Source organism: Streptomyces phaeoluteigriseus, assembly GCF_001896135.2.
In the GTDB taxonomy this organism is placed as follows: domain Bacteria; phylum Actinomycetota; class Actinomycetes; order Streptomycetales; family Streptomycetaceae; genus Streptomyces; species Streptomyces phaeoluteigriseus.
Genome location: NZ_MPOH02000011.1, coordinates 18315 through 33521 on the forward strand (window position 1 = coordinate 18315; position 15207 = coordinate 33521).

At 70.9% G+C, this 15207-nt stretch carries 10 protein-coding genes, 3 tRNA genes and 2 pseudogenes; 7 read left to right on the top strand and 8 right to left on the bottom strand.

What is annotated here, in order from left to right; all coding sequences use genetic code 11:
- Positions 1 to 356 (top strand): peptidoglycan-binding domain-containing protein (locus tag BM536_RS11265; protein ID WP_143650925.1); only part of this gene is annotated, 356 nt, incomplete at its 5' end.
- A 332-nt stretch (positions 357 to 688) separates the two neighbouring features.
- Here the strand turns inward: BM536_RS11265 and BM536_RS11270 are convergent.
- On the bottom strand, positions 689 to 1102 hold the full coding sequence (locus BM536_RS11270) for an arsenate reductase ArsC (RefSeq protein ID WP_073497838.1): 414 nt from the start codon (positions 1100 to 1102) through the stop codon (positions 689 to 691).
- Between the two features lie 90 nt (positions 1103 to 1192).
- Between BM536_RS11270 and BM536_RS11275 the strand changes: the two genes are divergently transcribed.
- Both BM536_RS11275 and arsB read left to right on the top strand, forming a co-directional pair.
- Positions 1193 to 1501, top strand: a complete 309-nt coding sequence (locus tag BM536_RS11275; protein WP_073497836.1) for an ArsR/SmtB family transcription factor — start codon at positions 1193 to 1195, stop codon at positions 1499 to 1501.
- Entirely contained in the window at positions 1498 to 2607 is a 1110-nt protein-coding gene (arsB, locus tag BM536_RS11280; protein WP_073497834.1) for an ACR3 family arsenite efflux transporter, read from the top strand. The genes BM536_RS11275 and arsB overlap by 4 nt, the downstream gene beginning before the upstream one ends.
- Before the next feature lie 104 nt (positions 2608 to 2711).
- Here the strand turns inward: arsB and BM536_RS11285 are convergent.
- The 3 genes from BM536_RS11285 to BM536_RS11295 form a co-directional block, all read right to left on the bottom strand.
- Positions 2712 to 2789 (bottom strand) — tRNA-Ile (locus tag BM536_RS11285).
- Between the two features lie 166 nt (positions 2790 to 2955).
- Positions 2956 to 3028: transfer RNA gene (locus BM536_RS11290), tRNA-Asn, on the bottom strand.
- Positions 3029 to 3033: 5 nt separating this feature from the next.
- A tRNA-Asn gene (locus BM536_RS11295) sits at positions 3034 to 3106 on the bottom strand.
- Positions 3107 to 3266: 160 nt separating this feature from the next.
- Here BM536_RS11295 and BM536_RS11300 point away from each other — a divergent pair.
- From BM536_RS11300 to BM536_RS11315, 4 genes and pseudogenes are all read left to right on the top strand, one after another.
- Complete coding sequence (locus BM536_RS11300; protein WP_073497840.1) at positions 3267 to 3572, top strand: hypothetical protein; 306 nt, start codon at positions 3267 to 3269, stop codon at positions 3570 to 3572.
- A gap of 51 nt (positions 3573 to 3623) precedes the next feature.
- Complete coding sequence (locus tag BM536_RS11305) at positions 3624 to 5078, top strand: FGGY family carbohydrate kinase (RefSeq protein WP_094102884.1); 1455 nt, start codon at positions 3624 to 3626, stop codon at positions 5076 to 5078.
- Positions 5079 to 5213: 135 nt separating this feature from the next.
- Positions 5214 to 6946, top strand: a pseudogene (locus BM536_RS11310) (ABC transporter ATP-binding protein).
- Positions 6946 to 8874, top strand: a complete 1929-nt coding sequence (locus BM536_RS11315; protein ID WP_073497830.1) for an ABC transporter ATP-binding protein — start codon at positions 6946 to 6948, stop codon at positions 8872 to 8874. The pseudogene BM536_RS11310 and the gene BM536_RS11315 overlap by 1 nt, the downstream one beginning before the upstream one ends.
- 45 nt (positions 8875 to 8919) lie before the next feature.
- Here the strand turns inward: BM536_RS11315 and BM536_RS11320 are convergent, their stop codons facing one another.
- From BM536_RS11320 to BM536_RS11335, 4 genes and pseudogenes are all read right to left on the bottom strand, one after another.
- Positions 8920 to 10227 (bottom strand): RNA polymerase sigma factor, encoded by a 1308-nt coding sequence (locus BM536_RS11320; RefSeq protein ID WP_094103107.1) that lies wholly within the window; start codon positions 10225 to 10227, stop codon positions 8920 to 8922.
- A 104-nt stretch (positions 10228 to 10331) separates the two neighbouring features.
- On the bottom strand, positions 10332 to 12236 hold the full coding sequence (gene dnaG / locus BM536_RS11325) for a DNA primase (RefSeq protein ID WP_073497828.1): 1905 nt from the start codon (positions 12234 to 12236) through the stop codon (positions 10332 to 10334).
- Between the two features lie 57 nt (positions 12237 to 12293).
- Complete coding sequence (locus tag BM536_RS11330; RefSeq protein ID WP_073497826.1) at positions 12294 to 13559, bottom strand: NAD(P)/FAD-dependent oxidoreductase; 1266 nt, start codon at positions 13557 to 13559, stop codon at positions 12294 to 12296.
- A gap of 131 nt (positions 13560 to 13690) precedes the next feature.
- Positions 13691 to 14976, bottom strand: a pseudogene (locus BM536_RS11335) (deoxyguanosinetriphosphate triphosphohydrolase).
- Positions 14977 to 15207: the final 231 nt, after the last annotated feature.

The window sequence follows — 15207 nt, forward strand, 5'->3', positions numbered from 1 at the left end:
CCCTCCGACGCCGCTACGGCCACCCCCGCCGCCCCACCGGCCGAGTCCGCGCCTCCACCGCCTCCGCCCCGGCCGCCGGCAGCCCCTCCGCGGAGCCCGCGACCGCGCCCTGGAACACCGACTGCACCCACTACTCGGGCAACGGCCGCACCCGCCAGGGCGACACCGGCAAACGCGTCCTCCAGGTGCAGTGCATGCTGACGAAGCGCGGCTACGGCGTCGGCGACAGCGGCGCCGACGGCATCTTCGGCTCCGGCACGGACACCGCCGTACGCGCCTTCCAGCGCGACGGGGGACTGAGCGCCGACGGCATCGTCGGCCACGACACATGGACGGCTCTGCGCGACGAGGACTGACGCCTCGAGACCGCCCCCTGCCGAGTCCCGGGAGACCTCGGACCGACGGCCCCGCACGCCGTCGGCGGTACCGGTCCTGGACTTGTGCTCGCACGGCCACGACGCGATGGTCACCGTGGCGGTCGACGGCTTGGACGACGCCGTGGACGTCCGTGCGGCCGGCCCCCTCGCCGTACGGCCCGGCGAGCGCACCGGCATCCGGGCCAGGGAGAAGGCCGTACCGCACCGGTGAGACCGCGAGTACGACCGGCGGGGCCGGGCGGGTCGCCGGGCGGTGCGACCCGCGGGACCGGAGCCGGTGACGGCGACGTCGCGGATGTCCGTGCCGGTGGTCATGCCTTCGGTTCTGGCGCGATCTCCTCGATCAGGCCCTCGACCAGCACCCTGATCTCGTCGCGGATGGGGCGTACGGCCTCGACGCCCTGGCCGGCCGGGTCCTCCAACGTCCAGTCCAGGTACCGCTTGCCGGGAAAGACCGGGCAGGTGTCGCCGCAGCCCATGGTGATGCAGACGTCGGACTCCCTGACGGCGTCGACGGTGAGCATCTTCGGGACCTCGGCGGAGATGTCGATGCCGACCTCACGCATGGCCTCGACGGCGGCCGGATTGACTCCGGCGCCCGGGGCGGAACCGGCGGACCGGACCTCGACACGGTCCCCGGCCAGATGGGTCAGCCACGCGGCGGCCATCTGCGAACGGCCGGCGTTGTGGACACAGACGAAGAGCACGGAGGGCTTGTCGGACATCAGAGGTCTCTCTTGTCTCACGAGGACATCAGGCGGAATGAACTCAGCGCCCGGTGGTATCAGTTTCCAGTGATATGACAGTATCAGCCCATGATGACGTCAGTCGACACTGATCTGATGCGGGTCCTCGCCGACCCGCTCCGCCTCCGGATCGTCACCCTCCTGGCGAAGGAGACGCTCTGCTCCACGCACCTGATCGAGGAGACCGGTGCGAAGCAGACCAACCTCTCCAACCACCTGAGAGTGCTGCGCGAGGCCGGGGTCGTCGATACGGAACCGTGCGGCCGGTACACGTACTACAAGCTGCGTCCCGACGTCATCGCCCAACTCGCCGTCCAGTTCGCCGACCTGGCCGAGTCCGCTCGCAATGCCGCCGAGAACAAGAGGGCCTGCCCGTGACCCCCACCGAAACAGCCGTGACCACCGAGGACGCCTCGGTCGTCGCGAAGCTGTCGACGCTCGACCGCTTCCTCGCCGTCTGGATCCTTCTCGCCATGGCCCTCGGCCTCGGCCTCGGCCGGGCCGTCCCGGGCCTGGACGACGCACTGGCGAAGGTCGAGATCGGCGGCATCTCGCTCCCGATCGCCGCCGGCCTGCTGGTCATGATGTACCCGGTCCTCGCCAAGGTCCGCTACGACAAGCTCGACGCCGTCACCGGCGACAAGAGGCTCATGGTCTCTTCGCTGGTCATCAACTGGGTCGTCGGCCCCGCCGTCATGTTCGCGCTGGCCTGGATCTTCCTCCCGGACCTGCCCGAGTACCGCACCGGCCTGATCATCGTCGGCCTGGCCCGCTGCATCGCCATGGTCATCCTCTGGAACGACCTGGCCTGCGGTGACCGCGAGTCGGCCGCCGTCCTGGTCGCCCTGAACTCGGTCTTCCAGGTGGTGGCGTTCGGCCTGCTGGGCTGGCTCTACCTGGACCTGCTGCCGGGCCGGCTCGGCCTGGGCGACGGCGAGAGCCTGGACATCTCCATGTGGAAGATCGCCCTGAACGTGGTCGTCTTCCTCGGCGTCCCGCTGCTGGCGGGCTTCCTCACCCGTCGCCTCGGCGAGCAGAAGCTCGGCCGCGAGAAGTACGAGTCGGGCTTCCTCCCGAAGATCGGCCCCTGGGCCCTGTACGGACTCCTCTTCACGATCGTCGTCCTGTTCGCCCTCCAGGGGAGGACGATCACCTCGCAACCGCTGGACGTGGCCCGCATCGCGCTCCCGCTGCTGGTCTACTTCGCGGTGATGTGGTTCGGCACCTTCGCCCTCGGCAAGGTCATCGGCCTGGCCTACGACCGCACCGCCACACTCGCCTTCACCGCGGCGGGCAACAACTTCGAGCTGGCCATCGCGGTCGCCATCGGCACCTTCGGCGTCACCTCCGGCCAGGCCCTGTCCGGTGTCGTCGGCCCGCTCATCGAAGTCCCGGTCCTGGTCGCGCTGGTGTACGTGTCGCTGGCCTGGCGACGGAAGTTCAGCGCCGAGCGGCAGTTCACGCCGGCACCGCGGGAACGCTGAAGCACTGCCAGGGCCGCTACGGCGGTGGCCGGTCGCGTGTGTGGGGCGAGCGCCTCGCCCCACCAGCGTGAAACCGGCGCTCTCGCTGGTAGCGACGTTTCTTCTGGGGGTGGGCGGGTGGCTCGAACCACCGGCCGGCGGATTATGAGTCCGCTGCTCTAACCGGCTGAGCTACCGCCCCATAGCGGCGTGTCGCGTACACGTGTGCGCGCCGTCTGCCGCAGCATAGCCGCTCATACGATCTCACGCTCCGCCTGGTCCGACGCCGCTGACCATGAGGACCGTGCTGCGACCTGCACGGTTCCCGGCGACATGAAAAAGGACCCCTAAGGGTCCTCGATCACGATGCTCCCCCGACTGGACTCGAACCAGTAACCTGCCGGTTAACAGCCGGCTGCTCTGCCAATTGAGCTACGGAGGACCGAGCTCCCCCGACTGGACTCGAACCAGTAACCTGCCGGTTAACAGCCGGCTGCTCTGCCAATTGAGCTACGGAGGAATGCCTCGTCTGCATCGAACGCGACTACCTGGGTATTCGCCAGGGGGCGGACGCTCGCTGCGACACATACATTAGCGCAAGCAGGGGGGTGCTCCGCCAATCGGTTCCCCTCAGGCACCGATGCCGCACCACAGACCTACACGAGGGAAGGGTGGCCGTCATGCGCTACCGGCTCACATTCGTCGTCGGACTCGCCCTGGGCTACGTGCTCGGCACGAAGGCCGGGCGGGAGCGCTACGAACAGTTGAGGAAGTCCGCGCGGCAGATCGCGCAGAACCCCGCCGTGCGCAACACGGCGGAGTCGGCGGCCCAGCAGGGCCGCCAGTTCGCGGGCAAGGCGTACCACGTGGTCAGCGACAAGGTCGGTGACCGGATGCCCGAGTCGGTCGCGGGCCGGGTCCGGTCCCTGCGGGAGCGGTCCGCGCAGAGCGACGGATCGGACGACTGGGGCACCAGTCGTACGTAGGGAGGGCCGAGCCGACGCGGTAACCCCCCGCGGTGCGGCAGAATTTTGCCCATGGGGATAGTCGCCGGGTTGGACAGTTCGCCCGAATTCACTCGCATCGTCGTCTGCGACGCGGACACAGGAGCCGTGCTCAGGCAGGGCTATGCGCCGCATCCGGTGGAGGGTTCCGACGGTGCCGGCCGTCCTTCCGATGTCGATCCGCAGGCCTGGCTGCTCTCCCTCGGGGAGGCGGCCGGCGGCGGACTGCTGGAAGGCGTGCAGGCCATCGGCGTGTCGGCGCAGCAGAACGCGATCGTGCCGCTCGACGCGCAGGGCAACACCGTGCGCCCGGCGATGGTCGGCGGCGACAAACGCGCGCAGGTCGCCGCGGCCGATCTGATCGACGCGCTCGGCGGTCGCGAGGCGTGGGCGCAGGCGGTCGGCTGTGTGCCGCAGGCCGCTCAGCCGGTGACCAAGCTGCGCTGGATGGCGAAGAACGAGCCCGACGCCGCCCAGCGCACCGCCGTGCTCCTCCAGGCCCATGACTGGCTCGTGTGGCAGCTCCTGGGCCGGCCGGTGCGCCGCACCACCGACCGGGGCGGCGCCTCCGGAACCGGTTACTGGTCGGCGGCCATCGGCGGCTACCGGCCCGAGCTGGTGGAGCTGGCACTCGGTCACCAGGTCATGCTGCCCGAGGTGATCGGGCCCTCCGACGCGGCCGGTACGACCCCGGAGGGCCTGCTGATCTCGGCCGGCACCGGCGAGACGATGGCCGCCGCGTTCGGGCTGGGCATCGGCCTCGGGGACGCGGTCGTGTCACTGGGCGCCTCCGGGTCCGTGATGGCCGTACACCGCGAGGCGCTCGTCGACCAGAGCGGGATGATCACCTCTCTGGCGGACGCGACCGGCATGCATCTGCCGGTCGTCACCACCCTGAACGCCGTACGGACCCTGCGCGGGGCCACCGACCTGCTCGGGGTGGCCGATCTGGAGGCGCTGTCCGATCTGGCGATGAAGTCGACCCCGGGGTCGCACGGACTGGTGCTGCTGCCCTATCTGGAGGGTGAGCGCACGCCGAATCTGCCGCACGCCGCGGGCACCCTGACGGGGCTGCGGCGCGAGTCGATGAAGCCGGAGCACTTCGCGCGGGCGGCGTTCGAGGGCATGCTGTGCGGGCTCGCGGACGCGCTGGACGTGCTGCGCGGCCGGGGCGTGGAGGTGCGGCGGATCTTCCTGCTGGGTGCGGCGGCCGAACTGCCGGCCGTGCAGGCGGCGGCGCCCGCGCTGTTCGGGGCGCAGGTCGTCGTACCGCAGCCCGCGGACTACGCGGCGATCGGGGCGGCGCGGCAGGCCGCGTGGGCGCTCGGGGTGTCGCAGGGCACGCTCGATCCGCGCCATCCGCCGGCCTGGCCGGGTCCGGCGGCGCAGGTGCTGGACCCGGGCGAGGAACTGGCCGTGGGGCAGGCCGTGCGGCAGCAGTACGTTTCGGTGCGGGAGCAGACGCATCCCACGGCGTTCCGCTCGTAGGGCCGGGTCCGGGGCCGGGGCGGCATAGCACAACGCTGTCGGCTTAATCAGTTGAGGTAACACGGGTGGAGTGCCGGACGATAGGGGCCAGGGGCAACCAATGCCCCTCACCCCGCCGACTCCGAGAGACGAAGCGTGCTCATACGACTTCTGCGGACCTATCTCAGGCCCTACAAGAAACCCATCGTCCTGCTGGTGCTGCTCCAGTTCCTCCAGACCTGCGCCACGCTCTACCTGCCCACGCTGAACGCCGACATCATCGACGACGGCGTGGTCAACGGTGACACCGGTTACATCCTTTCCTACGGCGCCGTGATGATCGGCATCTCGCTGGTGCAGGTCGTCTGCAACATCGGTGCCGTGTACTACGGCGCCAGGACGGCGTCGGCGCTCGGGCGGGACATGCGGGCGGCCGTCTTCGACCGGGTGCAGTCCTTCTCCGCCCGGGAGGTCGGCCAGTTCGGCGCGCCCTCGCTGATCACCAGGACCACGAACGACGTCCAGCAGATCCAGATGCTGGCCCTGATGTCGTTCACGCTGATGGTGTCCGCGCCGATCATGTGCGTGGGCGGCATCGTCATGGCCCTCGGCCTCGACGTGCCGCTGTCCGGGATCCTGGTCGCCGTGGTGCCGGTGCTGGGCATCTGCGTGACGCTGATCGTGCGGGGGCTGCGGCCGCTGTTCCGGTCCATGCAGACGCGGCTGGACACGGTGAACCGGGTGCTGCGCGAGCAGATCACCGGCAACCGCGTCATCCGCGCCTTCGTCCGCGACGACTACGAGGAAGAGCGTTTCCGCAAGGCCAACACCGACCTCACCGACATCTCGCTGAAGGCCGGCAACCTGCTCGCGCTGATGTTCCCGGTGGTCATGACCACGGTGAACCTGTCGTCGATCGCGGTGGTGTGGTTCGGCGCCCACCGGATCGACGGCGGCGAGATGCAGATCGGCGATCTGACGGCCTTCCTCGCCTACCTCATGCAGATCGTCATGTCCGTGATGATGGCCACCTTCATGTTCATGATGGTGCCGCGCGCCGAGGTGTGCGCCGAGCGCGTCCAGGAGGTCCTGGACACCGAGTCCAGCGTCGTCCTGCCGAAGGCGCCGGTGCGCGAACTGCCGCGCCACGGCCACCTGGAGATCCGGGGCGCCGGCTTCGGCTACCCGGGTGCCGAGGAACCCGTGCTCAAGGGCGTCGACCTGGTGGCGCGGCCCGGTGAGACCACCGCCGTCATCGGCTCGACCGGCAGCGGCAAGTCCACGCTGCTCGGGCTGGTCCCCCGGCTGTTCGACGCCACCGCCGGGCAGGTCCTCGTCGACGGCGTCGAGGTGGCGCACCTCGACGCGGCGCTGCTCGCCAGGACGGTCGGGCTGGTGCCGCAGAAGCCGTACCTGTTCGCCGGCACGGTCGCCACCAACCTCCGGTACGGCAATCCGGACGCGACGGACGAGGAGCTGTGGCACGCGCTGGAGGTGGCGCAGGCCAAGGAGTTCGTGCGGAAGCTGGAGGGCGGGCTGAACGCCCCCGTCGCGCAGGGCGGCACCAATGTGTCCGGCGGTCAGCGGCAGCGGCTCGCCATCGCCCGCACGCTCGTGCAGCGCCCGGAGATCTACCTCTTCGACGACTCCTTCTCCGCCCTCGACTACGCCACCGACGCGGCGCTCAGGGCGGCCCTCGGCCGGGAGACCGCCGAGCGACCGTCGTCATCGTCGCCCAGCGGGTGGCCACGATCCGCGACGCGGACCGGATCATCGTCCTCGACGAGGGCCGGGTGGTGGGCGAGGGCACCCATCAGGAACTGATGGCGGACAACGAGACCTACCGGGAGATCGTTCTCTCCCAGCTCACGGAAGCGGAGGCTGCCTGATGGCCGGGCCCATGGGGCGCATGATGGCCGGGACCGGACCGGAGAGCCGCACGCTGGACTTCAAGGTGTCCGGCCGGCGGCTGCTCGGCCACTTCAGGCCGGAGCGGGTCACCCTCTACGCGATGCTGTTCTGCGTCGTGCTGAGCGTGGGCCTCAACGTGATCGGGCCGAAGATCCTCGGCCGGGCCACCGACCTGGTCTTCGCCGGCATCGTCGGGCGGGAGATGCCGGCCGGGTCCTCCAAGGACGAGGCCCTCGACTCGATGCGCGAGCGCGGCGACGACGATGTCGCCGACATGCTGCGCGGCACCGACTTCACCCCCGGCCAGGGCATCGACTTCGACTCCGTCGGCCGGGTCCTGCTGTTCGCGCTCGCGGTGTTCGCGGTGGCGGGCCTGCTCATGGCGGTGGCGACGCGGCTGGTCAACCGGGCCGTCAACCGCACGATGTACCGGATGCGCGAGGACGTGCAGACGAAGCTGTCGCGGCTGCCGCTGTCCTACTTCGACAAGCGTCAGCGCGGCGAGGTGCTGTCGCGGGCGACCAACGACATCGACAACATCGGGCAGACGCTCCAGCAGTCGCTGGGCCAGCTCGTGAACTCGCTGCTCAGCATCGTCGGCGTACTGGCGATGATGTTCTGGGTGTCGTGGATCCTCGCGCTGGTCGCGCTGGTCACCGTGCCGCTGTCGGCGGTCGTCGCCGCGCGCGTGGGCAAGCGGTCGCAGCCGCACTTCGTGCAGCAGTGGCGCACCACCGGCAAGCTGAACGCGCACATCGAGGAGATGTACACCGGCCACACGCTGGTGAAGGTGTTCGGCCGGCAGGACGAGTCGGCGCAGCAGTTCGCCGAGCAGAACGACGCGCTGTACGAGGCCGGGTTCAAGGCGCAGTTCAACAGCGGCATCATGCAGCCGCTGATGTTCTTCGTGTCGAACCTCAACTACGTGATGGTGGCCGTGGTCGGCGGGCTGCGGGTCGCCACCGGCTCGCTGTCGATCGGTGACGTGCAGGCGTTCATCCAGTACTCGCGCCAGTTCTCGATGCCGCTGACGCAGGTCGCGTCGATGGCGAACCTGGTGCAGTCGGGCGTCGCCTCGGCCGAGCGGATCTTCGAACTGCTGGACGCGGAGGAGCAGCAGGCGGATCCGGTGCCGGGCGTGCGGCCGGAGGTGCTGCGCGGGCGGGTGGCGCTGGAGCACGTGTCGTTCCGCTACGACCCCGACAGGCCGCTGATCGAGGACCTCTCGCTGGTCGTCGAACCCGGCCACACGGTCGCCATCGTCGGCCCCACCGGCGCCGGCAAGACCACCCTGGTCAACCTCCTCATGCGGTTCTACGACGTCACCGGCGGGCGGATCACGCTCGACGGCGTCGACATCGCGCGGATGTCCCGGGACGAACTGCGCACCGGGATCGGCATGGTGCTCCAGGACACCTGGCTGTTCGGCGGCACCATCGCGGAGAACATCGCGTACGGCGCCGCGCGCGAGGTCACGCGCGGGGAGATCGAGGAGGCGGCGCGGGCGGCCCACGCCGACCGGTTCATCCGGACCCTTCCCGACGGCTACGACACGGTGATCGACGGCGAGGGCAGCGGGGTGAGCACCGGTGAGAAGCAGCTGATCACCATCGCGCGCGCGTTCCTGTCCGACCCGGTGATCCTGGTGCTCGACGAGGCGACGAGTTCCGTCGACACCCGTACCGAGGTGCTGATCCAGAAGGCGATGGCCAAGCTGGCGCACGGGCGGACGTCGTTCGTCATCGCGCACCGGCTGTCGACGATCCGGGACGCGGACACCATCCTGGTGATGGAGAACGGGGCCATCGTCGAACAGGGCACGCACACGGACCTGCTGACGGCCGACGGGGCGTACGCGCGGCTGTACAAGGCGCAGTTCGTCCAGGCGGTCGCCGAGGTCGACTAGGAGGTCGAGCGGCGGGACGGGGGCCGCCCGGCCGGCGGCCCCCGGTCAGTCCAGGTAGCCCCTGAGCTGGTCCGCGAAGGCGTGGTCGCGGAGTTTGTTGAGCGTCTTGGACTCGATCTGCCGGATGCGTTCGCGGGTCACGCCGAAGATGCGGCCTATCTCCTCCAGGGTGCGGGGGCGGCCGTCGGCCAGGCCGTAGCGGAGCTGGACGACCTTGCGTTCACGCTCGCCGAGCGTCGACAGGACCACCTCCAGGTGTTGCCTGAGCAGGAGGAACGCCGCCGACTCCACGGGGCTGGCGGCGTCGCCGTCCTCGATGAGGTCGCCCAGGGCCACGTCGTCCTCCTCGCCCACCGGGGCGTGCAGGGAGACGGGCTCCTGGGCCAGCCGCAGCACCTCTCCGACGCGCTCGGGGGCCAGATCGAGCTGGGCGGCCACCTCGTCGGCGGTGGGTTCGTAACCGCGTTCCTGGAGCAGGCGGCGCTGGACGCGGACCACGCGGTTGATCAGCTCCACCACGTGCACGGGGACGCGGATCGTGCGGGCCTGGTCGGCGAGCGCGCGGGACATGGCCTGGCGGATCCACCAGGTGGCGTACGTGGAGAACTTGTAGCCGCGGGCGTAGTCGAACTTCTCGACCGCCCTGATCAGGCCCAGGTTGCCCTCCTGGACGAGGTCCAGCATGGTCAGGCCGCGGCCGACATAGCGCTTGGCGACCGACACGACCAGCCGCAGGTTCGACTCGATGAGACGGCGCTTGGCCATCCGGCCCATCACGACCAGCTTGTCCAGGTCGAGGGCGAGGTCGCTGTCCACGTCGGGGGTGCCGCTCAGCTTCGCCTCGGCGAACAGGCCGGCCTCCACGCGGCGGGCCAGCTCGACCTCCTCGGCGGCGGTGAGCAGCGGGATGCGGCCGATCTCGCGCAGGTACTGGCGGAACAGGTCCGAGGAGGGGGCGGAGGTGTCGACGAAGCGCGGGGCGGGCGTGTCGGCGGGCTCGGGGGTCTCGTCGAGCGCCTCGGCGGGCGGGTCCTCCGGTGCCGGGTCCGCCGGCTCGGTCTCCGGTTCCATGGCCGTCTCCGGGTGACGCACGGCACGGTTCTGCGGCGGGACCGCCACCAGGACGCCGGTCTCGCCGTCCGGTTCCGTGCCGTCGGTACACGTGTCGGTCTGGGTGAGGGTCTGGGTCTGCACGGGGGCGACCTCCAGGGTGATCGCTGCCGGGAGATGCGGCAGCGCTGCTTCGAGGGCGGAGGCGGCCTCACCGCTGTCCGTCCCGTCCGCGATGAGCGGAACCGCGGGGGTGTGGGACCCGCTGGGGACGGATCGACCGCGCTCCGAGGACTCAGGCACCGCCACCCAGTGTGGAGTACGACACATCACCGCCACGAGGGGCGTGCGATGACTTTTTGCGTCCGGTCCGTGACGGGGTGCTGACCGCGGTGGTCGGGACCTGCTCAGAGAGCCGCGGCTCCGTGTCCGCGCAGTGCCTGGTCGTACTGCTGGAGGACCCACAGCTCGTTCTGCACGGCGGCCAGTTGGGCCGGGTCGCCGCCGGCGGACAGCCGGGCCAGCTGGGACTGGACGTCGCGGACCCGGCGCTCCACGGCGCGCCGGCGGACCTGGACGAGGACCGTGCCCGCGTACACGTCGTCGACCGCGCGCCGCATGATCGGCTCCACGGCCAGCTCGGTGACCATGGCGCGCACGGTGTCGTCGGGCGCGGCGTCCCGCACCCGCATCAGGTACTCCTGCCCGTCCTGTACGCCGGACTCGGCACCGCCCGCGTCCTGGATCGCCTCGCGCACGGCGGCGTAGGGGGCGGCGGTGAACTCGTCGACGCCGTACGCGTCGAAGGCCGGGGAGACCAGTTCGGGGCGCTGGAGGGCGAGTTTGAGCAGTTCGCGCTCGGTGGCGTAGACGGGGTTGCGCAGGGTGAGGGCGGGGCCGCCGGCGGCGGGGCGCGGGGCGGCCTCGTAGAGCTGGGCGGAGTCGCCGCGGGCCGGTGCCGGGCCCCTGCCGCCACGGTCGCGGGCCCAACGGGCCAGCTGTGCCACGCGCTTGACGACGAACTGGGTGTCGAGGATGCCGAGCATGCCGGCCAGCTGGACGGCGACCTCGTGCTGGGCGCCGCTGTTCTTGATGCGGGCGACGACCGGGGCGGCCTCGTCGAGGGCGGCGGCCCGGCCGCCCGGGGTCTCCAGGTCGTAGCGGGCGACGATCTGGCGCAGGGCGAACTCGAACAGCGGGGTGCGGGGTTCGACGAGGTCGGCGACCGCCTCGTCGCCCTTGGCCAGCCGCAGGTCGCAGGGGTCCATGTTGTCCGGCGCGATCGCGATGTACGTCTCGGCGGCGAACTTCTGGTCGTCCTCGAAGGCGCGCAGGGCCGCCTTCTGGCCTGCCGCGTCGCCGTCGAAGGTGAAGATCACGCGCGCGGAGCCGTTGTCCATCAGCAGGCGGCGGAGGATCTTGATGTGGTCGGTGCCGAAGGCCGTGCCGCAGGTGGCGATGGCGGTGGTGACGCCGGCCAGGTGGCAGGCCATGACGTCGGTGTACCCCTCGACGACGACCGCGCGGGACACCTTGGCGATGTCCTTCTTCGCGAGGTCGATGCCGTAGAGGACCTGCGACTTGCGGTAGATCGCCGTGTCGGGCGTGTTGAGGTACTTGGGTCCGTTGTCGGCCTCGTAGAGCTTGCGGGCGCCGAAGCCGACGACCTCGCCGCCGATGTCGCGGATGGGCCACATCAGCCGGCCGCGGAAGCGGTCGATGGGGCCGCGGCGGCCCTCCTGGGCGAGTCCGGAGGAGATCAGTTCCTTGTCGCTGAAGCCCTTGCCGCGCAGGTAGCGGGTGAGGTGGTCCCAGCCCTGGGGGCTGTAACCGACGCCGAAGTGGACGGCGGCGGCCTGGTCGAAGCCGCGCTCGGCGAGGAAGATCCGGCCGGCGTCGGCCTCGGGGCTGACGGCGAGCTGTTCGGCGTACCACTCGGCGGCGATCTTGTGGGCCTCGACCAGGCGGATGCGTTCGCCGCGCTGATGCGAGGGGTTGTAGCCGCCCTCCTCGTAGCGCAGGGTGATGCCGGCCTGGGCGGCGAGGCGCTCGACGGCCTCGGAGAAGGTGAGGTGGTCGACCTTCATCACGAACGTGATGGTGTCGCCACCCTCCTGGCAGCCGAAGCAGTGGAAGAGACCCTTGCTGGGGCTGACCTGGAAGGACGGTGACTTCTCGTCGTGGAAGGGGCACAGGCCCTTGAGGTTGCCGCCGCCGGCGTTGCGCAGCTGGAGGTACTCGGACACCACGGCGTCGATCGGAACCGCGTCCCGAACCGCCTTCACGTCCTCGTCGTTGATCCGTCCTGCCACGTGGTGATTCTACGGGGGTGGACCGACATCCCCGGGACGGCGGAACACCGCGGACGCCTACGCGGTCAGCCTCTCGAGGGGCACGTGGGGGTCTGCCAGCGCCTCGGTGTCGACCGGGGCGCCCGTCCGCACCAGCTTCTGGATCTGCTGTGTGACGTCCCACACGTTCACGTTCATCCCGGCCAGCACGCGCCCGTCCTTCACCCAGAACGCGACGAACTCCCGCTTGCCCGCGTCCCCGCGGATCACCACCTGGTCGTACGTCCCCGGCGGCGCCCACCCGCTGTACTCCATCCCCAGGTCGTACTGGTCGGAGAAGAAGTAGGGCACGCGGTCGTAGGTGACGTCCCCGCCGAGCATGGCGCGGGCGGCGGCCGGTCCGCCGTTCAGGGCGTTGGCCCAGTGCTCGACGCGCAGGGTCGTGCCGAACGGCCCGAGGGGGAAGGAGGCCACGTCGCCGGCGGCGTGGATGTCGGGGTCGGAGGTGCGCAGCCGGGTGTCCACCGCGATGCCGCCGCCGTGGACGCGGTCGGCCAGCCGCAGTCCGGCCGCCTCGGCGAGGGCGGTCCGCGGGGCGGCCCCGATCGCGGCGAGCACGTCGTGCGCCGGGTGTTCCTCGCCGTCGTCCGTGCGGGCGGCGAGGACCATGCCGTCCTGGCCGACGATCTCGGTGAGGCGGACGCCGAAGTGGAAGCGGACGCCGTGCTCGCGGTGCAGCTCGGCGAAGACGTTGCCCAGCTCGGGTCCGAGGACGCCGTGCAGCGGGGTCGGCTCCGGTTCGACGACGGTGACCTCGGCGCCGTACCCGCGGGCCGCCGCCGCGACCTCCAGGCCGATCCAGCCGGCTCCGGCGATCACGAGGTGGCCGTTGTCACGGCCGAGCGCGGCGAGGACACCCTTGAGGCGCTCGGCGTGCGCGAGGCGGCGGAGGTGGTGGACGCCCGCGAGGTCGGTGCCGGGGATGTCGAGGCGGCGGGGTTCGGAGCCGGTGGCCAGCAGCAGTTTGTCGTAGTGGACGAGGGTGCCGTCGTCGCCGAAGCGGACCGTCTTCGCCGTACGGTCGATGGCGTCGACGGTCTGGCCCAGGTGCAGCTCGATGTCGTTGCGCGCGTACCAGGCGGGCTCGTGCACGAAGACGCTCTCGCGGCTCTCCTTGCCCAGCAGGAAGCCCTTGGAGAGCGGTGGGCGCTCGTAGGGGTGATCGCGTTCGTCGCAGATCAGTATCACGCGGCCGGTGAAGCCCTCGGTCCTGAGTGTCTCGGCCGCCTTGGCGCCGGCCAGGCCTCCTCCGACGATGACGAATGTCTGATCCGCGTCGACCACGTGATGCCTCCTCGTAAGACTGCCGCCACCCGAGCGTCCCGCACGCGGGGTGAGGGGGGAAGGGGGGGTGACCCGATCAGGCCACGGAGTGTCACTATCGGGCTCGTTCGGGTGCGCCGGGGCCGCCCGGTTCAGGGCCTTCCGGTGAGGCGGGCGTGCAGGGAACGGGCCGAGGGGTCGGTGAGGGAGGCGATCTGGTCGACGATCACCGCTTGCGGGCGCGGTCGTCGGCCGCCCGGTCGAAGAGCGCGCGGAACTGGGGGTCGAGGCCGTCGGGGGCGCGGGCGGTGAGCGCCTCGGCCAGCTCGCCGATGACGACACGCTGGTCCGCGCGGAGCAGCTCCTGCTCGGCCCGCTGCATGACGTACCGGTCGGCGACGGCCTTGAGGACGGCGCACTCCAGTCGCGTCTCGTGGGGTACGACGAGTTCGGCGCCGTAGCGGGTGAGGCGCCCGGAGCCTCCGCCCGTGCCCGGACGGCCCGCGGGGTACCCCCACCTCTCGCGCGTGGCGGCCTCGGCGGCCTGGCAGAAGCGGCCGATGAGCTGGCTGGTGGCGTCCTTGAGGCGGGCCTGGGCGACGGCCGTGCCGTCGTAGCCGTGCGGCCACCACTCCTGGTCCTGGAGCCGGTCGAGGGCGGCGGCGAGTTCGGCGGGGTCGGTGTCCGCGTCGACGTAGCGGCCGACGGCGACGCGGAAGACCTCGGCGCGCTCCTGTTCGGAGTGCAGGCAGTTGGGATCGATGTGGCCGGCGTGCAGGCCGTCCTCCACGTCGTGCACCGAGTAGGCCACGTCGTCCGCCCAGTCCATGACCTGCGCCTCGAAGCACGTGCGCGTGCCGGGGGCCTCCTTGCGGACCCAGTCGAAGACGGGGCGGTCGTCGTCGTAGACGCCGAACTTGGGGGAGGCCGGGTCGGTGGGATGTCCGCCGCGCGGCCAGGGGTACTTGGTGGCGGCGTCGAGGGTGGCGCGGGTGAGGTTGAGGCCGACGGAGCCCTCGGGGGTGAAGCGCTTGGGTTCGATGCGGGTGAGGAGGCGCAGCGACTGCGCGTTGCCCTCGAAGCCTCCGCAGTCGCGGGCGAAGTCGTTGAGCGCCTGTTCGCCGTTGTGCCCGAACGGGGGGTGCCCGAGGTCGTGGGAGAGACAGGCCGCCTCGACGAGGTCGGGGTCGCAGCCGAGCGCCGCGCCCAGCTCCCGGCCGACCTGGGCGCACTCCAGGGAGTGGGTGAGGCGGGTGCGGGGGGTGGCGTCCCAGGCGTCGGTGCGGGTGCCGGGCGTCACCACCTGGGTCTTGCCGGCGAGCCTTCTGAGCGCCGAGGAGTGCAGGACGCGGGCACGGTCGCGCTGGAAGGCGGTGCGGCCGGGGCGCTTGTCGGGCTCCACCGCAAAGCGTTCTGTTGACGACTCGTCGTAGGACATGCCTCGACAGTAAGCGGCGGCAGTGACAATCGGGGCGCCACTGGGCTGCCGGGTTCGGTGCGGGTGCGCGGCATCGCCGCCCGGCTCCCCTCAGGCGGCGTTGCTGCCGACGTTCGCCGCGCTTGCCTGGTCGTAGCGGTGCAGGACCAGGCGGGCGCGGGGAGCACCGGAAACCCGGGGAACACCGGAAACGCCGAAACGGCGGGCAACACCGGAACGGCCGACAACACC

Excerpts from the sequence above, each read along its gene's own strand:
- BM536_RS11270 (WP_073497838.1), bottom strand. The coding sequence starts at position 1,102 with ATGTCCGACAAGCCCTCCGTGCTCTTCGTCTGTGTCCACAACGCCGGC.
- BM536_RS11275 (WP_073497836.1), top strand. The coding sequence starts at position 1,193 with ATGATGACGTCAGTCGACACTGATCTGATGCGGGTCCTCGCCGACCCG.
- BM536_RS11300 (WP_073497840.1), top strand. The coding sequence starts at position 3,267 with ATGCGCTACCGGCTCACATTCGTCGTCGGACTCGCCCTGGGCTACGTG.
- BM536_RS11305 (WP_094102884.1), top strand. The coding sequence starts at position 3,624 with ATGGGGATAGTCGCCGGGTTGGACAGTTCGCCCGAATTCACTCGCATC.
- BM536_RS11315 (WP_073497830.1), top strand. The coding sequence starts at position 6,946 with ATGGCCGGGCCCATGGGGCGCATGATGGCCGGGACCGGACCGGAGAGC.